Source organism: Mesorhizobium sp. M4B.F.Ca.ET.058.02.1.1 (assembly GCF_003952505.1).
Lineage (GTDB): Bacteria > Pseudomonadota > Alphaproteobacteria > Rhizobiales > Rhizobiaceae > Mesorhizobium.
This window is the reverse complement of record NZ_CP034450.1, coordinates 1,611,002-1,630,092: the sequence shown is the minus strand read 5'-3', so window position 1 is coordinate 1,630,092 and position 19,091 is coordinate 1,611,002. Positions and strand designations below refer to the sequence as shown.

Annotated in this window: 17 protein-coding genes and 4 pseudogenes; 16 read left to right on the top strand and 5 right to left on the bottom strand. The window is 65.0% G+C overall.

The window, feature by feature from the left end; translation table 11 throughout:
* Positions 1-99 precede the first annotated feature (99 nt).
* Positions 100-210 (bottom strand): annotated as a pseudogene (locus EJ073_RS32025) (IS1 family transposase); the annotation flags it as partial.
* Positions 211-296: 86 nt separating this feature from the next.
* On the opposite strand from EJ073_RS32025, the gene EJ073_RS32910 reads away from it, so the two are divergent.
* The 6 genes from EJ073_RS32910 (at position 297) to EJ073_RS08245 (ending at position 3,334) form a co-directional block, all read left to right on the top strand.
* On the top strand, positions 297-464 hold the full coding sequence (locus tag EJ073_RS32910) for a DUF559 domain-containing protein (protein ID WP_348627247.1): 168 nt from the start codon (positions 297-299) through the stop codon (positions 462-464).
* Entirely contained in the window at positions 461-592 is a 132-nt protein-coding gene (locus EJ073_RS32905; protein WP_348627246.1) for a DUF559 domain-containing protein, read from the top strand. The genes EJ073_RS32910 and EJ073_RS32905 overlap by 4 nt, the downstream gene beginning before the upstream one ends.
* Before the next feature lie 124 nt (positions 593-716).
* Positions 717-1,817: an NAD(P)/FAD-dependent oxidoreductase gene (locus tag EJ073_RS08260; protein ID WP_126055282.1), complete on the top strand. Its 1,101-nt coding sequence runs from the start codon at positions 717-719 to the stop codon at positions 1,815-1,817.
* Positions 1,818-1,873: 56 nt separating this feature from the next.
* Positions 1,874-2,269, top strand: a complete 396-nt coding sequence (locus tag EJ073_RS08255) for a hypothetical protein (RefSeq protein ID WP_245455502.1) — start codon at positions 1,874-1,876, stop codon at positions 2,267-2,269.
* Positions 2,270-2,331: 62 nt separating this feature from the next.
* Entirely contained in the window at positions 2,332-2,961 is a 630-nt protein-coding gene (locus EJ073_RS08250) for a glutathione S-transferase family protein (protein ID WP_126055281.1), read from the top strand.
* A 130-nt stretch (positions 2,962-3,091) separates the two neighbouring features.
* Positions 3,092-3,334, top strand: a complete 243-nt coding sequence (locus tag EJ073_RS08245; RefSeq protein ID WP_126055280.1) for a hypothetical protein — start codon at positions 3,092-3,094, stop codon at positions 3,332-3,334.
* A 38-nt stretch (positions 3,335-3,372) separates the two neighbouring features.
* Here EJ073_RS08245 and EJ073_RS08240 read toward each other — a convergent pair whose 3' ends face one another.
* Both EJ073_RS08240 and EJ073_RS08235 read right to left on the bottom strand, forming a co-directional pair.
* A complete protein-coding gene (locus EJ073_RS08240; protein ID WP_126059125.1) occupies positions 3,373-4,647 on the bottom strand; it encodes a D-tagatose-bisphosphate aldolase, class II, non-catalytic subunit in 1,275 nt (424 codons plus the stop codon).
* Positions 4,647-5,627, bottom strand: coding sequence for a sugar kinase (locus tag EJ073_RS08235; RefSeq protein WP_126055279.1), 981 nt, complete (start codon positions 5,625-5,627; stop codon positions 4,647-4,649). The genes EJ073_RS08240 and EJ073_RS08235 overlap by 1 nt, the downstream gene beginning before the upstream one ends.
* 310 nt (positions 5,628-5,937) lie before the next feature.
* Here EJ073_RS08235 and EJ073_RS08230 point away from each other — a divergent pair, with 310 nt between their 5' ends.
* The 4 genes from EJ073_RS08230 (at position 5,938) to EJ073_RS08215 (ending at position 10,408) form a co-directional block, all read left to right on the top strand.
* A complete protein-coding gene (locus tag EJ073_RS08230) occupies positions 5,938-7,257 on the top strand; it encodes a sugar ABC transporter substrate-binding protein (RefSeq protein WP_189363170.1) in 1,320 nt (439 codons plus the stop codon).
* A gap of 190 nt (positions 7,258-7,447) precedes the next feature.
* Complete coding sequence (locus EJ073_RS08225) at positions 7,448-8,218, top strand: L-iditol 2-dehydrogenase (protein ID WP_126055278.1); 771 nt, start codon at positions 7,448-7,450, stop codon at positions 8,216-8,218.
* A gap of 24 nt (positions 8,219-8,242) precedes the next feature.
* Positions 8,243-9,256 (top strand): zinc-dependent alcohol dehydrogenase family protein, encoded by a 1,014-nt coding sequence (locus tag EJ073_RS08220; protein WP_126055277.1) that lies wholly within the window; start codon positions 8,243-8,245, stop codon positions 9,254-9,256.
* Positions 9,257-9,400: 144 nt separating this feature from the next.
* Positions 9,401-10,408 (top strand): LacI family DNA-binding transcriptional regulator, encoded by a 1,008-nt coding sequence (locus EJ073_RS08215; RefSeq protein WP_189347784.1) that lies wholly within the window; start codon positions 9,401-9,403, stop codon positions 10,406-10,408.
* Positions 10,409-10,415: 7 nt separating this feature from the next.
* Here the strand turns inward: EJ073_RS08215 and EJ073_RS08210 are convergent, their stop codons facing one another.
* The gene (locus EJ073_RS08210) at positions 10,416-11,423 is read right to left on the bottom strand and encodes an aldo/keto reductase (protein WP_126055275.1); all 1,008 of its coding nucleotides are present in this window, start codon (positions 11,421-11,423) and stop codon (positions 10,416-10,418) included.
* A 167-nt stretch (positions 11,424-11,590) separates the two neighbouring features.
* On the opposite strand from EJ073_RS08210, the pseudogene EJ073_RS08205 reads away from it, so the two are divergent.
* A pseudogene (locus tag EJ073_RS08205) lies at positions 11,591-12,284 on the top strand (IS1 family transposase).
* Positions 12,285-12,783: 499 nt separating this feature from the next.
* Here the strand turns inward: EJ073_RS08205 and EJ073_RS08195 are convergent.
* Positions 12,784-13,281 (bottom strand): GNAT family N-acetyltransferase, encoded by a 498-nt coding sequence (locus EJ073_RS08195; protein ID WP_126055273.1) that lies wholly within the window; start codon positions 13,279-13,281, stop codon positions 12,784-12,786.
* A 328-nt stretch (positions 13,282-13,609) separates the two neighbouring features.
* Here EJ073_RS08195 and groL point away from each other — a divergent pair, with 328 nt between their 5' ends.
* The 5 genes and pseudogenes from groL to EJ073_RS08170 all read left to right on the top strand — a co-directional run bounded on the left by groL (position 13,610) and on the right by EJ073_RS08170 (position 19,039).
* A complete protein-coding gene (groL, locus tag EJ073_RS08190) occupies positions 13,610-15,238 on the top strand; it encodes a chaperonin GroEL (RefSeq protein WP_126055272.1) in 1,629 nt (542 codons plus the stop codon).
* Positions 15,239-15,348: 110 nt separating this feature from the next.
* Entirely contained in the window at positions 15,349-15,573 is a 225-nt protein-coding gene (locus EJ073_RS08185; RefSeq protein ID WP_126055271.1) for a hypothetical protein, read from the top strand.
* A gap of 246 nt (positions 15,574-15,819) precedes the next feature.
* Positions 15,820-16,587 (top strand): annotated as a pseudogene (locus EJ073_RS08180) (DNA polymerase ligase N-terminal domain-containing protein); the annotation flags it as partial.
* Positions 16,588-17,001: 414 nt separating this feature from the next.
* Positions 17,002-17,910: a Ku protein gene (locus EJ073_RS08175; RefSeq protein ID WP_126055270.1), complete on the top strand. Its 909-nt coding sequence runs from the start codon at positions 17,002-17,004 to the stop codon at positions 17,908-17,910.
* Positions 17,907-19,039 (top strand): annotated as a pseudogene (locus tag EJ073_RS08170) (tetratricopeptide repeat protein). Before EJ073_RS08175 ends, EJ073_RS08170 begins: the two are co-directional and overlap by 4 nt.
* Positions 19,040-19,091 lie beyond the last annotated feature (52 nt).

Below are 19,091 nucleotides of genomic sequence, written 5' to 3'. Positions count from 1 at the left end.
CGGCGGCACCATCGAAGATGACGGCTAGTCGGTCGCGACACGTTTCTTGTACGGCCCACGCTTTCCCGGCTTCGGCGCAACCGCATCCATCTTCTCGCAAAGGTCTTCCATCGACCACAGAGTTTGCGACACGCCAGCGGCCATTGCAGGCGTCATCTTCAACGTCTTGTGCATTTTGATGAAGTTGTACCAGACGGTGTAGATCGCGACCTTATGGCTGGCGATACCCGCTCAAATTTCAAACTGAGACACTACCGCGTGCCGATGCGACGAAGGCCGAGAACATCCCGTGGCAGGTGCTGCGCAACAGGCAGCTCGAGGGTCTGAAGTTCAAGCGGCAGGTGCCACTTGACGGCTACATTCTCGACTTCGTCTGCTTCGAGGCGCGGCTGATCGTCGAGGTCGACGGCGGCCAGCATTCAGAGTCGGAACGGGATGCCGGCGCGACCGGCATTTTGCGATGAAAGGCTTCAGGACCCTGCGCTTCTGGAACGACGAAGTGGTGCGAAACATCGACGGCGTTTGCCTGACAATCCTGGCCGAAGTCCGCAAAGGGAGCTCCCAAGCAAATCCCCTCTCTTGCGATTTCTAACACTTAGCTTCGCTAAGATGTTGAAATCGCTTTCTCCCCCACAAGGGGGGAGATGGGCACCCCCACTTGTCCCGCCCACACCTCCCGGCATAGCCTGCCATGACCTGGGAGGGGAGGAAACCGCTTGGATACCAATGTCGTGATTGTCGGCGCCGGGCCGGCCGGCCTTGCCGTCGGCGCTTGCTTGCGCCGGGCCGGGGTGGATTTCATCATGCTCGAAAAGGCCGATCAGGTGGCGCCGGCCTGGCGGCGGCACTATCGGCGGCTGCATCTGCATACGGTGAAGTCGTTCTCCTCGCTGCCCTTCGTGCCGTTTCCGAGCGACCATCCGCGCTACGTGCCGCGCGAGAAGGTCGTGGCCTATCTCGATGCCTATGCCGAACGTTTCGAGCTCAGGCCGCGCTTCGGCGTGACGGTCGACACCATCCGCCGCGACAAGGACGGTTTCCGGGTCGAGATCGGATCCGACGCGCTGACGGCGCGCCATGTCGTGGTCGCCAGCGGCAACAATGCCGAGCCCATCGTTCCCAGCTTTCCCGACATCGAGACCTTCAAGGGCAAGGTGCTGCACAGCGCCGACTATACCGAGGCCGCGCCCTTCATCGGCAGGAAGGTGCTGGTCGTCGGCATGGGCAACACCGGCGCCGAGATCGCGCTCGACCTTGCCGAGAGCGGCGCCGACCCGACGCTGTCGGTGCGCAAGGGCGTCCACATCGTGCCGCGCCAGTTGTTCGGCGTGCCGATCCAGATGGTCGGCATCGCCAGCCGGCCGATGCCGCAGGGCCTCAACGACCGGATGTTCCCGATCATCCTCGACCTGGCGCTGGGCAAGCTCGAGAAATACGGCCTTGTCCGGCCGAAGGAGGGCATCTTGAAGCAGATCGACGCCGGCCGCATCCCGGTCATCGATGTCGGCACGGTGGCGGCGATCAAGGCCGGCAGGATCAAGGTCGCGCCCGACATCAAGCGCTTCGGCGAGGGTGACGCCACCTTCGTCGACGGCCGGCAGGAAGACTTCGACGCCGTCATCCTCGCCACCGGCTACCGCCCCGCCTACGACAAGTTCCTGCCGGCGGAGCTCAGGCCGCAGAAGAGCGGCGTCAACGCCCGCGCCTCGGAGCTCGGCCTCTACCTCGTCGGCTTCCACAACCCGGTCACCGGCCTGCTGCGCGAGATCGGCCTGGAAGCGATGGCTGTGGCTGCCGATATCGAGAAGCGGGGGTGAGGGCGGCTTCCGACGAGGAGGGACATACGACATTCATGCCGACCAGAGGTTGGGACATGCTGCGACAGATGCAGGAGCTCTTTGAGTTCTTCGGTCCGCACGTCCGCGACACCGAGACTCTCGATCGCCTTCGCACGATGGTCAAAGATCGCGGGGCCTGGCTGAAAGCACATCACCTTTTCGATCATATCCGGCACAAGACCTTGCGGGCCGAAAAGGCGAACGATGTGCAGGCTTTGGCCCAGTATATGTTCGAAGAGGTCTGCGCAAAGGCGCTCTTCAACCTGACGCACAGCAATGCTCCCTTCGACGCAGACTCCCCATATTGGTGCCGAATGCACTGGCCCTCGCTCGCGTGCTGGGGCTCGATTCGATGGTCGTCGTTCGGATCGTTACACCCGCTGATTGACATCGCCGGCGGCTGTTTAGAGCCGCTTCGGGGCCTAGCATAAATCGGGTGGACCATACCCCTGCGCTATGCGAAGCCGGTCCCGATTGGACGAAAGGGCCCACCATGCTCACGCTCTACGATTATCTGCCGTCGCAGAATGGCTGGAAGGTGAGGGTCCTGCTCGGCTTGCTCGGCATCGCCTACGAAACCCGCGTCGTCTCGATTTTCGAGGGCGAGAGCCACACGGAGGCTTTCCTTAAGCTCAACCCGGCCGGCGCCGTGCCGGTGCTCGCCGTTGAGAATGGGCAGGCGATCGCCGAGTCCAACGCGATCCTCGTCTGCGTCGCGGAGGGCACATCCTATCTGCCGGCAGACCGGCTTCTCCGCGCCAAGGTGATGCAATGGCTGTTCTTCGAGCAGTATTATGTCGAGCCGGTGATTGGCTCGCTGCGGTACTGGGTCCTGACCGGGCGGCTCGAGCGCAATCAGGCGATGGTTTCGGGCAAGCGCGAAGCCGGCGCCCGTACGCTGGCGGCGCTGGAGCGCAGCCTCGCCGACGGGGCGTTCCTTGTCGGTGACACTCTCACCATTGCCGACATCGCCGTCTATGCCTACAGCCACCGCGCCGAGGATTGCGGCTTTAAGCTCGCGGACTATCCGTTCGTGACGGCGTGGATCGGCCGGGTGCGGGACGCGATCGGTCCCGACTATCCCGTCCATCCTTACAGCATCGATCCACATTCCGGCGCCTGACGCCCGCTCGCCGAGGACCGCGTTTCGAATCCGCGCCAAACCCGGCTCTGCCATTGCTTATCCGATTTCGCGCCCCAGATTCCGTCACCAGGGCCGGGCCCTTCGGTGCCAGGCCGGCGCGGAGGCAACCATGACACGCGACGACATCATTTCAGTGCTGGGTCCGGTGGACGAGGCCGTCCTCGCTGACATCGCGCTGACCGGCGCCAGCCTCGGCGAACTGCGCGAGGCCTTCGCCTGGATCGGCGCCGACGAGGCGCTGGTCAATGAGGGCCGCCACTTGCCGGGCACGCGGGTGGCGCGGCTGATCGAGATCCTCCAACCGCCGGAGGAGGACGACGGGCCGCGGGCGCCGGCGGCGGGGTTTGAGTAGGAGCTGTCCCGCCGGCATCTCCGGTTTAGGTCCTCAGCTCACCCGCCCCGGCACGCCGCCTCGTAATCCGCCAGCACCGCATCGACCGCCGCGAGCAGGATGGCTTCGGGATCGCTCGCCGGCCCGAGGCCTGCCGGCAGCGTCGGCAGGAACTGCCGCATCAGCGTTTCGGGGATGCCGACGCCGGTAAGCACCTCGCGCAGGCGGCCGACGGCGACGCTTGCCGCGGGATTGCTCCAATAGTAGCGGATGCGATCGCTGTAGCTGTAGTGACGCTGCAGATAGAGGCTGGTCTCGCCGCCATGATAATGACTGCGCCAATGGCCGGGCGCCGCCAGCATCACGCGCTCCATCGCGCGGGCAAGCGAGCGCTCGCCATAGCCGGGGACCATTTCCGCGGCGATCAGGTCGAGCCCGTAGAGCGCCTCGCGCAAGGCGAAGGTCAGGCCCGGGCCGACCTTGAGGATCGGAAAGCCGTTGGCGACCAGCGCCGTCAGCGCCGCGCGGCTCTGGTAGTCGGTGGAGTGCGCCTCGTAGACGAGCGACGGCTGTTCATCGAGCAGTGCGGTCAGCGCTTTCGGTGCTTCCGGCTTGTACGCGATGACGTTCTCGCTGCCGAATTCGACGCCCGGCTGCACGACCAAAGCGATGACGCGGCCGAACGCTTCACCGAGGCCCTCGCGCGCAAAAATCTCGCGATGGATTTCGATCGTGCGCCGCGCTGCCGCCGCTTCGGTTGGCTTCAGGTCGCTGAGCGCGTGATCGGCGCCGCCGGGGACGGGAACCTCGGTGCCGATGATGTAGAGCGGCAGCGCGCCGTCCTTGGCCCGCGCCGCCTTCTCGGCCGCCTTGGCGAGCCGGGCGGCCCGCGTCGCGATGGTCTCGTCGTCGAGGGCTGCGGGCTCGCCGGCGCAGCCCATCGAGGCGTCGAGATGGATCTTGCTGAAGCCGGCCCAGACATAGGCCGTGACCATGGCTTCGGCCTTGGCCATCGCCTGCGCCGCCGGCTCGGAGCGCCATGGATTGGGCCCGAGATGGTCGCCGCCGAAGATGATGCGCGAGGGCTGGAGCCCCTCGCGGCTGGCGATCTCCTTGACGAAGGCGACGAACAGGTCGGGCGTCATCCCGGTATAGCCGCCGAACTGGTTGACCTGGTTGCAGGTCGCCTCGATCAGCAGCATCAAATCCGGGTCGGCGACGGCGCGCCGGATCGCCGCCTGGATCACCAGCGGATGCGCCGAGCAGATCGAGGTGATGCCATAGGGCGACCCGTTTCTGCGCGCGGTGGCGAGGCCTGTCAGCGGATTGGTCATCATGTCGCTCGCGCCGTCCCGGCGATGAAGTCGTCAAGCACGTCGAGACCGGCAAGGCCTTCCATCGGCCCGCGCCGCGTCACGTTGCGGGCGCCCGCGGCATTGGCATAGAACAGCGCCTTGGCCGGCTCCATCCCCTTGCGCCGGCAGGTGAGGTAGGTGGCGCCGAAACAGTCGCCGGCCCCGGTCGGGTCGACTTCCTCGACCAGGAAGCCGGCGCAGTCGATCCGGCTGCCGTCGGCGCCGAAACGGGTTGAGCCGGCGGCGCCGCGCTTCAGCACGATCTCGCCAACGCCCCTGGCGATCAGCGCCGCCACAGCCTGTTCCTCGTCGTTGACGCCGGCCGCGGCAAGCAGCTCGTCGCCGGAAGGCAGCAGGAGATCGGCGTCGTCGACAAGGGCGGAAAGCAGCGCGCCGTCGGCGCCGTCGATCAGCTCCTTGCGCACATTCGGGTCGAAGGAGGTCGAGCCGCCGCGCGCCCGCACCGCCTTCACCGCATAGGCGACGATCTCCTTCAGCCCCGCTACCGACAGGGTCGAGCCCATGACATGCAGATGGCCGGCACCGTCCGCCAGTCGCCGCGCCTCCGGCGTGAGGCGGATCTGCCCGGCGGCGGATTCGGCGATGTTGTAGACGAAGTCCCTGCCGCCGTCCGGCCTGTAGCGCACGAAGGCGCTTCCGGTCGGATAGCGGTCGCTGATCGACACGGCCGAGACATCGACGCCGTCGCGCTTGAGCCGTTCCAGATTGATGATGCCGAAATCGTCGCGGCCGACGCAGGCGACGATGCCGGCGCCGCCGCCTAGCCTCGCCACCTGGTCGATGAAGATCGCCGGCGCGCCGCTCGGATAGGGCCCCATCAGCGTCAGCGGCTCGAGGAAGCCGAGACCTGGCTCCGTCGCCATGATCTCGGCCAGGATCTCGCCGGCGACAATCGTCGGCCCCGCGCCTTCGGCGGCGATCTCCCTTCGGCGGCTCATTCCTGCAATTCCTTCTCTCCCCAGCCTTGCCAGGCGCTGATTTCGGCGCGCACCGGCCGCACGATAGCGCCGGGCTGCAGCCGGGGTAAATCGCGGCGGAGCTGAAGTCAACAGAAACTATACGTATGTTCACTTATATCAATGCGCACGCAGCCTTCTTATGTGCATCATTTGGAGAAAATTTACCGGCCTGGCGAGACAGGAGCTCAGAAAATCAGGCGACAGGCGGCTTGACTCAAATTTTCTGTAGCGCGATAGAATATATACGCATGTCCATTTACACATGCGCATTCGTAAAGGAGGAGACGAAATGCCAACGGGTAAGCTTTTCGGGATTCTCGCCGTATCGGTCACCGCCTCGGCGCTGGCGGCAGGCACGGCGCTCGCCACGGAAATCACCGTCGCCACGGTCAACAACGGCGACATGATCATCATGCAGAAGCTGTCGCCGGAGTGGGAGAAGGCGACCGGCAACAAGGTCAATTGGGTCACGCTTGAGGAGAACGTGCTGCGCGAGCGCGTCACCACCGACATCGCCACCAAGGGCGGCCAGTTCGACGTGCTCACCATCGGCGGCTACGAGACGCCGATCTGGGGCAAGGCAGGCTGGCTGACGTCGCTCAACGATCTCGGCGACGACTACGACTATGACGACCTGATCGCGCCGGTTCGCAACGGCCTGACCGTCGACGGCAAGCTCTACGCAGTGCCGTTCTACGCCGAAAGCTCGTTCACGCTCTACCGCAAGGACCTGTTCGACGCCGCCGGCCTGAAGATGCCGGAGCAGCCGACCTACGACCAGATCACCGAATTTGCCGACAAGCTCACCGACAAGTCGAAGGAGCAGTACGGGCTCTGCCTGCGCGGCAAGCCGGGCTGGGGCGAGAACATGGCCTTCGTCGGCACGCTGGTGAACACATTCGGCGGCCAGTGGTTCGACATGGACTGGAAGCCGCAGATCAATTCCGACGCCTGGAAGAAGGCGATCGGCTGGTATGTCGACACGATGAAGAAGGATGGACCCCCGGGCATCAGCTCCAACGGCTTCAACGAGAACCAGACGCTGTTTGCTTCCGGCCATTGCGCCATGTGGATCGACGCCACGTCCGCGGCGGGCCGCGTCTATGACCCGAAGCAGAGCAAGGTCGCCGACAAGGTCGCCTTCGCCAAGGCGCCGGTCGCGGTCACCCCCAACGGTTCGGCCTGGGGCTGGGCCTGGAGCCTCGCCATCCCGGCCTCGACCAAGAAGGCGGACGCGGCGAAGTCCTTTGTCAAATGGGCGACCTCGAAGGCCTATGTCCAGCGCGTCGGCGAGACCGAAGGCTGGGTGGCGGCGCCGCCCGGAACCCGCAAGTCCACCTATGCCAGCGCCGACTACCAGAAGGCGGCGCCCTTCGCCGCGACGGTGCTTTCGGCGATCGAATCCGCCGATCCGACCAAGCAGACCAAGGATCCGGTGCCCTATACCGGCATCCAGTTCGTCGCCATCCCTGAATTCCAGGGCATTGGCACGCAGGTCGGCCAGGCCGTTGCCGCCGCGGTCACCGGCGAGCAGTCGGTCGACGATGCGCTGAATGGCGTCCAGGCCGAGGTGGAGCGCACCATGACGGAAGCGGGCTACATCAAATAGCACCCTAACAAGCCAGGGGCGCAAAGCGTGCCGCCCCTGGCGATCCGGCCTGCCCAGACCTCCCGTTGCAGCGGGCCCGGAGGATGCACGGATCCCGCAAGGGCAAAGCGGGTCCGTGCGTTCCGCGCCGGCTGACAGGCAAGCTTTCGCGGCCGCCCGGAAATCGTTGTCGAATTTTGGAAAGTTGGACATGAAACTGAACAACAGGACTGCCCTCATCACCGGCGGCGCGCGCGGCATCGGCCTCGGCTTCGCTCAGGCCTATGCCCGCGAGGGCGCAAAAGTGGTGATCGCCGACATCGACTTCGAACGCGCGACGCAGGCGGCTGCCGCGACCGGTCCGGCGGCCAGCGCGAAGAAGCTCGACGTCAGCGATCTCGCCGCGATCGAGAGCGTTGCCGCCGAGGTCGACCGCGAGTTCGGCGGCATCGACATCCTCGTCAACAACGCCGCCATCTTTGACATGGCGCCGATCACCGACATCACCGAGGCGAGCTACGAGAAGGTCTTCGGCATCAACCTCAAGGGGCCGCTGTTCATGATGAAGGCGGTGGCCAATCTGATGATCGCGCGCGGCCGTGGCGGCAAGATCATCAACATGGCGAGCCAGGCCGGCCGCCGCGGCGAGGCGCTGGTGACGCTCTATTGCGCCTCCAAGGCGGCGATCATCTCGGCCACGCAGTCGGCAGCACTGGCGCTGGTCAAGCACGGCATCAACGTCAACGCGATCGCGCCCGGCGTCGTCGACGGCGAGCATTGGGACGTCGTCGACGCCCATTTCGCCCGCTGGGAGGGCCTGAAGCCTGGCGAGAAGAAGGCGGCGGTGGCGAAGTCCGTGCCGATCGGGCGCTTCGCGCGGCCGGAGGACATTGCCGGGCTCGCCGTCTTCCTCGCCTCGTCCGACAGTGATTACATCCTCGCCCAGACCTACAATGTCGACGGCGGCAACTGGATGAGCTGAGGCGTTGCCCGCACGGAGAATGACATGAAAGCCATCCGATTTGCCGCCGCGGGCGTTGCCGGCATGGCGGAGCTGGACATGCCGGAGATCGCACCGGGGCACGCTCTGGTCAGGGTCCGCGCCGCCGGGCTCTGCCACACCGACATCGAGGTCCTGCAAGGCCGCTATGGCGAAGGCGCGTTCCCGCTGGTTCCCGGCCATGAATATGCCGGCACGGTCGAGGCTGTCGCTGCCGACGTGACGACCGTGAAGCCCGGCGACCGCGTCGCCATCGATCCCAACATTGCCTGCGGACACTGCGCCGCCTGCCGCAAGGGCCTCACCAATCTGTGCGCCTCGCTCAAAGCCTACGGCGTGACCGCCAACGGCGGCTTCGCCGAATTCAGCCTCGTCGGCGTCGATCATCTGCATGACATCGGCGATCTCGCTTTCGCTACCGCCGCGCTCGCCGAGCCGCTCGCCTGCGTGCTGAACGGTCTCAGCGCGGCCGGCATCGAGCCAGGCGCACGCGTGCCCGGCACCGCGCTGGTCTTCGGCGCCGGCCCGATCGGCCTGCTGCTTGCGCTGTCGCTGAAGGCGAGGGGGGTGGCGAGCGTCGCGGTTGCCGACATCAGCGAGCAGCGGCTTGCCTTCGCCGAGGCGCTCGGGCTGGTGCCGCTGCTGTCCGGATCGCAGGCGCTGGTGGCAAGGACGAAAGGCTTCGATTTCGTTGCCGACGCCACCGGCGTTGCCAGGGTGGTCGAAGGCATGATCGGCTTCACAGCCGATGGCGGCACTGCGCTCGTCTTCGGCATCTGCGCGCCCGACGCCAGGATCTCGGTCGCGCCGTTCGAGATCTTCCGCCGCCAGATCAGGCTGGCCGGTTCGCATTCGTTGAACCGCAACATCCCGCAAGCGCTCGACATTCTGAGGCGCGACGACGGCACCATGGCACGGTTGGTGAGCCACCGGTTGCCGCTTGCGGAACTTTTGCCCTTCTTCGCCAAGAGCGGTGGCGATCCGGCGACGATGAAGGTGCAGTTTTCGGCGGATATATGAGTGAAAACGCGCGGCACTCCCATCGACCCGGAAACTCGCCTGGCACGGTCGAAGCGTTGCAGCTTTGCGCAAGATGGTGACTCACGTAGAGAGTGACGGGAAGGGTCGAACAGGGGCCTGTGAATGGCAAAGACGATCAGGACGATGGAGGATTTCTCTGACTTCGTCGGCTTGTCTCGCACGACTGTCTCCAAATATTTCAACGATCCCAATTCGGTGCGGAAGAACACGCGCAGCGCCATCGAGGCGGCGCTGAAGAAATCCGATTTCCGGCCGAGCATGTTCGCGGTCAACCTCAATCGGCGCCGCAGCAACATCCTCGGCGTCATCATCCCGAATTCGACGGACCCGTTCTACATGGCGCTGACGCGCCGCATCGAATTGATCGCCAACGAGGCCGGCTTCCTGGCTTTCGTGCTGTCCTCCGACGGGCGCGCCGAGATGGAGGACCAGGCGATCCAGACGTTCCGCTCGATGAACATCGCGGGCGCCATCATCGCGCCGCTCGGCGTGCGCTCGCACCACCGGATCCTCGCTGAGCTCGGCGCCTCGATCCCGCTGATCTATGTCGACTCGCCGCTGGACGAGACCTCCTCCTTCGTCGGCACCGACAACCGGCAGAGTTTCAGGCTGATCGTCGACTATCTCTGCCGCTCCGGCGAGCCGCCCTGCTACTTCGCCATGCCGCTGGTCAACAACAACGCTTCGGCCAGGCAGGAGGCCTATGTCGAGGCCATGCAGCAGTTCAAGATGACGCCGCGCATCGTGCCGGTCGAGGACGCGCGCTCCTGGGATTTCGAGAAGTTCGGCTTTGACGAGGCGACGCGCATCCTGAAGGCCGGCGGCTTTCCGACCAGGACCGTGCTGTGCGCCAACGACCGCGTCGCCTTCGGCGTGCTCGGCGCCGCCTTTCAGCTCGGCCTCAAGGTGGGACATGGCGCCGATTGCGATCTGAGGGTCGCCGGGCACGACGACCATCCGCTGTCGCGCTACGCCTGCCCGCCGATCACGACGGTGGCGCAGAACTACAACGAGATCGGCCGCCTGGCGATCGAGTTGCTGCTCGAGCGGCTGGACGAAAAGTCCTCGGCCAAGCGCGGTGACGCCCGCATCCTGCTCAACGCCGAGCTGATGCTGCGCAGCTCGGCGTGAAACAGGCCTACCGATCCACCATCGACATCGTCCGCTCGTTGTAGCGCGGCCCCGAAATCCTGTCGGGTGTCAGCGCCATGTCGAGCAGCAGCATCTCGGTGGCGTCAAGCCCGATGTCGGCGGCGGCGACATTCTCCTCCAGGTATGTCCGGCGCTTGGTGCCGGGGATCGGCACGATGTCGATGCCGAATTCCGGGCCTTTGGCGAGCAGCCAGGCGATCGCGATCTGGCCGGGCTTCACGCCCCTGGCGGCGGCCACGTCGCGCACCGCGCTCGCCGCCGCGACATTGGCGTCGAAATTCTCGCCCTGGTAGCGCGGGTCGCCGCGCCGGAAATCGCCTTCCGGGTAGTCCTCCGCGCGCTTGACGTCGCCGGCGAGGAAGCCGCGCCCGAGCGGCGCGAAAGGCACCAGGCCGATGGCGAGCTCCTTAAGCAGCGGGATGATCTCGGGCTCGAGATTGCGCTCCCACAGCGAGTATTCGCTCTGCAGCGCCGACACCGGATGCACGGCATGGGCGCGGCGGATGTTGGCGAGGCCGGCCTCCGACAGGCCGAGGAAGCGCACCTTGCCCGCGGCCACCAGCTCGCCGACCGTGCCGGCGACATCCTCCATCGGCACGGCAGGATCGACGCGGTGCTGGTAGAGGAGATCGATACGGTCGGTGTCGAGCCGCTTCAGCGATGCCTCCACCACCTCGCGGATGTGCTCGGGCCGGCTGTCGCGGCCAGTGCCGTCCTGCCTGCCGTCCTTGATGACGAAGCCGAATTTCGTCGCGATGGTCACCTGGTCGCGCCGCCCCTTCAGCGCGCGGCCGAGCAGTTCCTCGTTGACGAACGGCCCGTAGACTTCGGCCGTGTCGAGGAAGGTGCAGCCGAGCTCGATCGCCCGGTGCAGCGTGGCGATCGATTCCGCCTCGTCGGCCGGGCCGTAGGACTGGCTCATGCCCATGCAGCCGAGGCCGATTGCCGAGACTTCGAGCCCCTGGCTGCCGAGTTTCCGCTTGCCCAGGCTCATGTGTTCTCTCCGGCCGAATGTGCAATCCGCCTAAATTATAGGGCAGGGCGGTAAGCCGTCCAGCCGGACAGGCAGGTGCTTGATCGAGATCAAGGGAAGCCGACGGCAGGTAGTGTCTCAGTTTGAATTTGATCGCTAGGCGATAGCGCCCCGCGGCGTTTGCTCCCATAGGCGGAACCGCCTACGGGGGTAGTTCGATGCGGTCGATCTCGCGCGTTGCCGATGTGTCGATCAACAGTCGATGTCGGCAAGTTCTGCGCCGATCTGCACGACCGCGAAGTTCGCAACGTCACCTCCAAGCGTATTCAATGTGATGAAATCTGGTCGTTTGTCGCCGCGAAAGCCAAGAACGTTTCGACCATGAAGCAGCCGGTCGAAGGCGCTGGCGACGTATGGACCTGGACCGCTTTGGACAGCGATAGCAACCTCATCGTGTCATGGCTGGTCGGCGGCCGTGACGGCGAATATCGCTGGCCTTCATGGATGACGTGAAAGACCGCCTTGCCAACCGCGTCCAGCTCACGACCGATGGGCACCTGGCGAGCCGGAAAGCAACAAGTCGCCAGAGAGCCGCTATAGCCCCGTCGTCTGCACTGGTGCCGTCAAGACGCGCGTTGAAGGCAACCCGGCACATCGCATATCGAACGCGCCAATCTCACGATGCGCATGGCGAACCGTCGCTTCACGCCTTACCAATGCCTTCTCAAAGAAGTTTGACAACCATGTCCACATGGTCGCGATCTACAGACGCTCTGGTCGATGGAAGACCTTTGCGAGAAGATGGACGCCGTTGCGCCGAAGCCGGGCAAGCGCGGTCCCTATAAGAAGCAGGAAAGCGAGTTTCATGAAAGCGGAGTATAAGGGTCATAGGATTGTGGACGCCGATAAGCTCGCGTTCGATCTCTCTACATGGCGTCCGTCTGATCCAACTGATTTTTCGCTCACCATTGATTTCTATGCGGGAGAAGAGGGTAAAAGAAGGCTCAGATGCTTTCACGGCCACGGTGTGTTCGCCGGCATGGTTTCTTCGGTCCCACACAGAAGCGGCCTTTTCTGGTGAAGGCGTAATTTTCATGCGGACGTTCGATCACCTTCAACTGGAAAAATTTCTCATCGCTCGATGCGCTTCGGCTAAGGGCAATAGCTGGAATGAGATAGCCTGTGAGCTTTCGCGGGTCGGGCTATGGGAATTCGAATACAAGCTCTGAATTTCAAACTGAGACACTACCCGACGGCAAGGATCGTAGTCTGCGATTGTCTTGGGAGGGACGCGAGGCGGGCGGGTGGTTCCGGCCGAAGGACTCCGGACGGCCGCTACAGGAACCACCCGCACCGCCGCGCTGGCAATGCCCGCCGGGCCTCACGCCCTCGGCAGCGGCCTGCGCATGATCAGCGAGGCATGGCCGCCGACCCCGTGCGCGGCGGGTCGCCGCTCGACCACCTCGAAACCGTGCTTGCGATAGAAGGCGATCGCCCGGTCGTTGCCCTCGATCACTTCGAGCGCGATCGAGGCGATGCCGGCATGGGCGGCGAGCACGGCGTGCAAGAGGTCGGTCGCCAGCCCGCTGCCGTACTCTTCCGGTTCGATATGCAGGCGGTCGAGCATGACGTCGCCGCGATCATCCATCGCCGCCATGGCGTAGCCGGCGATCGACCCGTCGGGCCGCTCGGCGACGAAGGACATCTTGTCGTCGTCTGCAAGTTCCGCCGCCAGCTTGTCCGGCGCGTGCTTGTCGTCGGAAAGCCGCGCCGTGGTCTCCGCGCCCATGATCGGCGAATAGGTCCGCCGCCAGGATTGGCCGAGCAACTGCGACACTGCAGCCAGGTCGCCTTTCGTCATTGCCCTGATCTGGACCATTTCCATCGTCCTCTGTCGCCGGCGCGGCGCACGCCAACTACTGCAGCCCAAGCGCCCACCTGGCAAGGCCGCTCGCCAGCGCCGCTGGCCCCTTCCGAACGGGTGGACGCGGCGAACTGTTCCGATGCTGCGCCGCACAAGCTCTCTCCGCCCTCGGGACCGACCGTCCTGCGCTTGCGCGATCCTGAATAACATCGTGATTACAGGGCGTTGCAGTACCGGCAGATTGAAAGATTCTCGGCTGCCGCCCTTGAAACCCATTGGTGCCCGACTAGTTCGATAAGCGTGCGAGCCCTGACAAGGGAAGGCTCGCGGAGGGAGGGTTCCAATGGCTGCCAAGGAAGTGAAATTCCACGCCGAGGCCCGCGACAAGATGCTGCGCGGCGTCGATATTCTGGCCGATGCGGTGAAGGTGACGCTCGGCCCCAAGGGGCGCAACGTCGTCATCGACAAGTCGTTCGGCGCGCCGCGCATCACCAAGGACGGTGTGACAGTGGCGAAGGAAATCGAACTGGTGGACAAGTTCGAGAACATGGGCGCGCAGATGGTGCGCGAAGTGGCGTCGAAGACCAGCGACATTGCCGGCGATGGCACCACCACGGCGACGGTGCTTGCCCAGTCCATCGTCCAGGAAGGTAACAAGGCGGTTGCCGCCGGCATGAACCCGATGGATCTGAAACGCGGCATCGACAAGGCCGTGGAAGTGATCGTCGCCGAGCTCAAGGCCAATGCCCGCAAGGTGACCCGCAACGACGAGATCGCCCAGGTCGGCACCATCTCGGCCAATGGCGATGCCGAGATCGGCCGCTTCCTGGCCGAGGCGATGCAGAGGGTCGGCAATGAGGGCGTCATCACCGTCGAGGAGGCCAAGACCGCCGAGACCGAGCTCGAAGTGGTCGAGGGCATTCAGTTCGATCGCGGCTATCTCAGCCCTTATTTCATCACCAACCAGGACAAGATGCGCGCCGATCTCGAGGAGCCCTATCTTCTGATCCATGAGAAGAAGCTGACCAATTTGCAGGCGCTGCTGCCGATCCTCGAGGCGGTGGTGCAGTCGGCGAAGCCGCTGCTGATCATCGCCGAGGATGTCGAGGGCGAGGCGCTGGCAACGCTGGTCGTCAACAAGCTGCGTGGCGGCCTGAAGGTCGCCGCCGTCAAGGCACCGGGCTTCGGCGACCGCCGCAAGGCGATGCTGGAGGACATCGCCATCCTCACCGGCGGCCAGGTCATCTCCGAGGATCTCGGCATCAAGCTGGAAAACATCACTCTGGCGATGCTCGGCCGCGCCAGGCGAGTGACCGTCGAGAAGGAGAACACCACCATCGTCGACGGCGCCGGCGGCAAGCCCGAGATCGAGGGCCGCGTTGCCCAGATCAGGCAGCAGATCGGCGAAACCACCTCCGACTACGATCGCGAGAAGCTGCAGGAACGGCTGGCCAAGCTCGCCGGCGGCGTCGCCGTCATCCGCGTCGGCGGCTCGACCGAGGTCGAGGTCAGGGAGCGCAAGGATCGCGTCGACGACGCGCTGCACGCCACCCGCGCGGCGGTCGAGGAGGGCATCCTGCCCGGAGGCGGCGTGGCGTTGCTGAGAGCGGCAAGGGCGCTTGACGGCATCGCCGTCGACAATCCCGACCAGAGGACCGGCATCGAGATCGTGCGCCGCGCGCTGGAAACGCCGGTACGCCAGATCGCCGAAAACGCGGGCGCCGAAGGCTCGATCATCGTCGGCAAGCTGCGTGAGAACGGTCAATTCTCTTTCGGCTGGAACGCCCAGACTGGCGACTATGGCGATCTCTACGGCCAAGGTGTGATCGACCCGGCCAAGGTGGTGCGCACCGCCCTGCAGGACGCCGCCTCCATCGCCGGGCTGTTGGTTACCACCGAGGCGATGGTGGCGGAAAAGCCGAAGAAGGAGGCCGGTCCCATGATGCCGCCCGGGGGCGGTATGGATTATTAGGGGCTCCGCTGGCGGGAGAGGGGAGGCATTCCCCAAATTGACTCCCCCGCCGCTCTCCGCCATCCTTGGGGCTGCCGCTATCCCTGCGGCAGCGTGTTTCGAGTGAGGCCATGGCCAGTTCCGCCGCCAGAGAAAATTCCCGCCGCGCCGCGGTGAAGAAGGCGCTCGAGCGCCACAAGGTCTATGTCACCGCGCAGAGCTTCTCCGGCGGCACATACAGCGCGCGCGTGCTGGTCGACGGCGAGGCCTATTGGGTCGACGAGTTCCGGCTGAGCCAGCTCAGGCAAGGGCTGACCCCGGCTGAGCTCGAGCTCACGCCGGCCGCCGACGATTGAGTTTTCACGGATGATCATGGCAAGGCTGGCGGGACAGCACCCCCCTCTGGCCTGCCGGCCATCTCCCCCTCAAGGGGGGAGATCAGATGCAGTTGCCGCTTTCGCCAATCGCCGACGTTACAAGGGGAGCACCGGCGCTCGAACTGCCAATCTCCCCCAAGTGGGGGAGATGTCCGGCAGGACAGAGGGGGGCGCGAAGGAACGCGGCCTTTGCCATTGTCCGCTCTGCGCCTTGGCGCCTGACCGATGCCGCCTCCCTCCAAACTCAAACCCTACCGCGCCAAGCGCGAATTCTCCCGCACGCCGGAACCCGCGGGCGGGCTTGCGAGCAGTGAGGGCAACCGCTTCGTCGTCCACAAGCACCACGCCACCGCCGACCACTACGATCTGCGGCTCGAGGTCGGCGGCGTGCTGAAGAGCTGGGCGGTGCCGCGCGGGCCTTCGCTCAACCCGGCCGACAAAAGGCTGGCGGTCGAGACCGAGGACCATCCGGTCGAATATATCGACTTCGAGGGCGTCATCCCCGAGGGCGAATATGGCGGCGGGCCGATGATCGTCTGGGACACCGGCACCTGGGCGCCGATGGACGACGTCGAGAAAAGCCTGAGAACCGGCGCCTTCAAGTTCCGGCTGGCCGGCCAGAAGCTGAATGGCGGCTGGATGTTGACGCGGCTGAAGCCGAAGCCCGGCGAGGACGAGGCAAAGAAGAACTGGCTCCTGTTCAAGGAGCGCGACCTCGCTTCGGACACCAGCCGCGACATCCTCAGCCAACGGCCGGAGAGCGTGAAAACCGGCCGCCGCATCGAGGAACTGGTGGCGCCGCCGAAGAAGCGCGAGCGCCTGCCGCCGAAACCCGGCTCCTTCAAGCCCGACGCGTTGCCCGGTGCTGTCAAAGCGCCGCCATCTGGCCGCATCGAGCCACAGCTTGCCACACAGGTTCCGAAGCCGCCGGGCGGCAATGATCCCGCGGAGCACACCGGTCAACTCTGGCTGCACGAGATAAAATTCGACGGCGCCATCCAGCGCGAAAAGTCGTTGAAGCGCTGGCCACGTCAGTGGAAGGTCGACTTGATCGAGAAGACCAATCCGGAATGGTTCGAGCTCTTTGTTTTGCACCGTTGCGGCGCTCGCACGTTCCGGCATGGATCCTAGGGTCTGCGCGCGTCGCTTCGCTCCTTGCTCCGCCCTAGGATGACGAAGCATCGAGGCCTCCGGCCAATCGTCAGCGTCCCGCCAGCGTCTCAACCCCATCTCCATCGACGCTTGCTACAATTTGAACTATTCTCCCACCAAACCCGCCCCAGAAAACACTTCGTCAGGAATTCGGCAGTACCATCAAGGGTCGGTGTAGGATTTCCACGGCGCCAACCGTCCTTGAGCGGGAGCGCTGCAAGTAACTGTCAGTGCATGGCCGCGTAGGAGTTCATCATGGCGCCCAGGGCAAGTTGGAAAGGTTACCTCAAGCTCAGCCTCGTCAGCTGTCCGGTCCGGCTCTATCCGGCCACCAGCGCGAGCGAACGCATCACATTCAACCAGCTGCACAAGAAGACCCACAACCGCATCAATATGAAGCCCGTGGATCCCGAGCTCGGGCTGGTCGAGCGCTCGGACCTGGTCAAGGGCTACGAGTACGAGGACAAGCAGTACATCATCATCGATGACGCCGACCTCGATGCGGTCAGGATCGAATCCAACCACACGATGAACATCGAGGCCTTCGTCGATGAGGGCGAGGTCGACGTCATCTATCAGGACTCACCCTATTACCTTGCCCCCGACGGCGCCATGGCGGAGGAAACTTTCGCGGTGCTGCGCGAGGCGATGCGCAAATCCGGCAAGTTGGCGATCGCCAGGCTCGTGCTCTCCAGCCGCGAGCGCGTGGTGACGATCGGCGCGCGCGAGAACGGCATGTTCGTCTGCACCTTGAGGAATCCCAACGAAGTGCGCGGCACGGCTGAATATTTCGGCAACATTCCGGCCGGCAAGCCGGACCCGGAAATGCTGCAGCTCGCCGAGGCGCTGATCAAGCAGAAGGAAACCGCCTTCGATCCGAAGAACTACGAGGATCGCTACGAGGTGGCGCTGATGGCGATGATCCGCGAGAAGCTGAAGGGCCACAAGCCGATCATTGCGGCCGCGCCCGAGCGCGGCAACGTCATCAATCTGATGGATGCGCTGAAGGCGAGCCTGTCGCAGTCGGCCAAGCCGCCAGCCAAGTCGAAGAGCAAGGCCGACGAGGCGCCGGCCAAGCCAGCCAAGAAGGCGGCTGCCGGCGGCGCGCCCGAAAATCCGCTGAAGGCGAACCTGTTGAAGGCCGTCGGCAAGAGCAAGAAGTGACGGCAGGGTCAGTCATCGTCCCCGGCGCCGTGTATGGCGTCGTCGGCGCGCTGGCCGCCTTTCCGCTGAGGCTGGCCGCGCGCGAGGTCGAGCGCCGCCATGCCGAGCTGAGGCGCGGCGTCACCCGCCGCACCAGCCATGCCGTGTTCGGCCGCACGCTGCTGGCGAAAGCCGCGATGAGCAGGACAGGCGATGCCGACATCGAACGGCGCGCGAAGGCCGAGCGCGCCGCCGGCCGCGCGCTGATCAGCGAGAACGGTTTCCTGCGCCTGCTCGGCCTGATGAAGGCGCCGGAGGCGTCGTCGCTGTCGAGGCAATCGCTGATCGACCAGTCGCGACTTGCCGGCGACGATCTCGACCTGCTGTCGCTGTTCGACGCCTTCGAGCACGATGCCGAGCCTTATTCCTTCCGCGACCTCATCCTGGCCAGAAAATATGCCGGGCTGATCGCCAGCGGCGCCAGCTGGGGCGCGATCGCGCGCTCCGTGCATCGCTCCGGCCCGGTCGCCTCGCTCACTGCGAAGTCGCTCAATCTCGGCTCGCAGCACGGCCGCCCCGACGCGATCTATCTCGACGATGGTGCGAGCGAGCTCGACGGTCAGTTGCTGTTCGATCTGGGTTCACCAAATTCGGGAATGGCTGGAGACGACACGCTGGAGGAACTGTTCGCCGAGGCGGAAGGCGCGGAACAGGAGGGGCGTCACGACGATGCGGCAGCGCTTTACCAGCGTTGCCTCGCGATCGACGCCAAGGATGCGATTGCCGCCTTCAACCGCGCCAACTGCCTGCGCGGCGCCGGCCGCGTGGCGGAAGCCGCGCACGACTATGCGCGTGCGATCAAGCTCGATCCCGGCTTCGTCGAAGCCTGGTTCAACCTCGCCGGCCTGATGAGCGCCGAGGGCAAGGTGGCCTCCGCCCGCCGCCACCTGCAGAAGGCGATCGCACTCGACAAGACCTATGCCGACCCGGTGTTCAACCTTGCGCGGTTGGAATTCGATGGGGGAATATGGCCGAGGCCCGCCGGCTGTGGGTGCGCTATCTGGAACTCGATGCTGAATCCGAATGGGCGAGGTTGGCGCAGAAGGGGATACAGTTCGTCGATTTGCATATGGCGCGCACGGCGGGGTGACAATGATTGGCGAAGGCCGTCGCGACAGCCAATCTCCCCCTTGTGGGGAGAT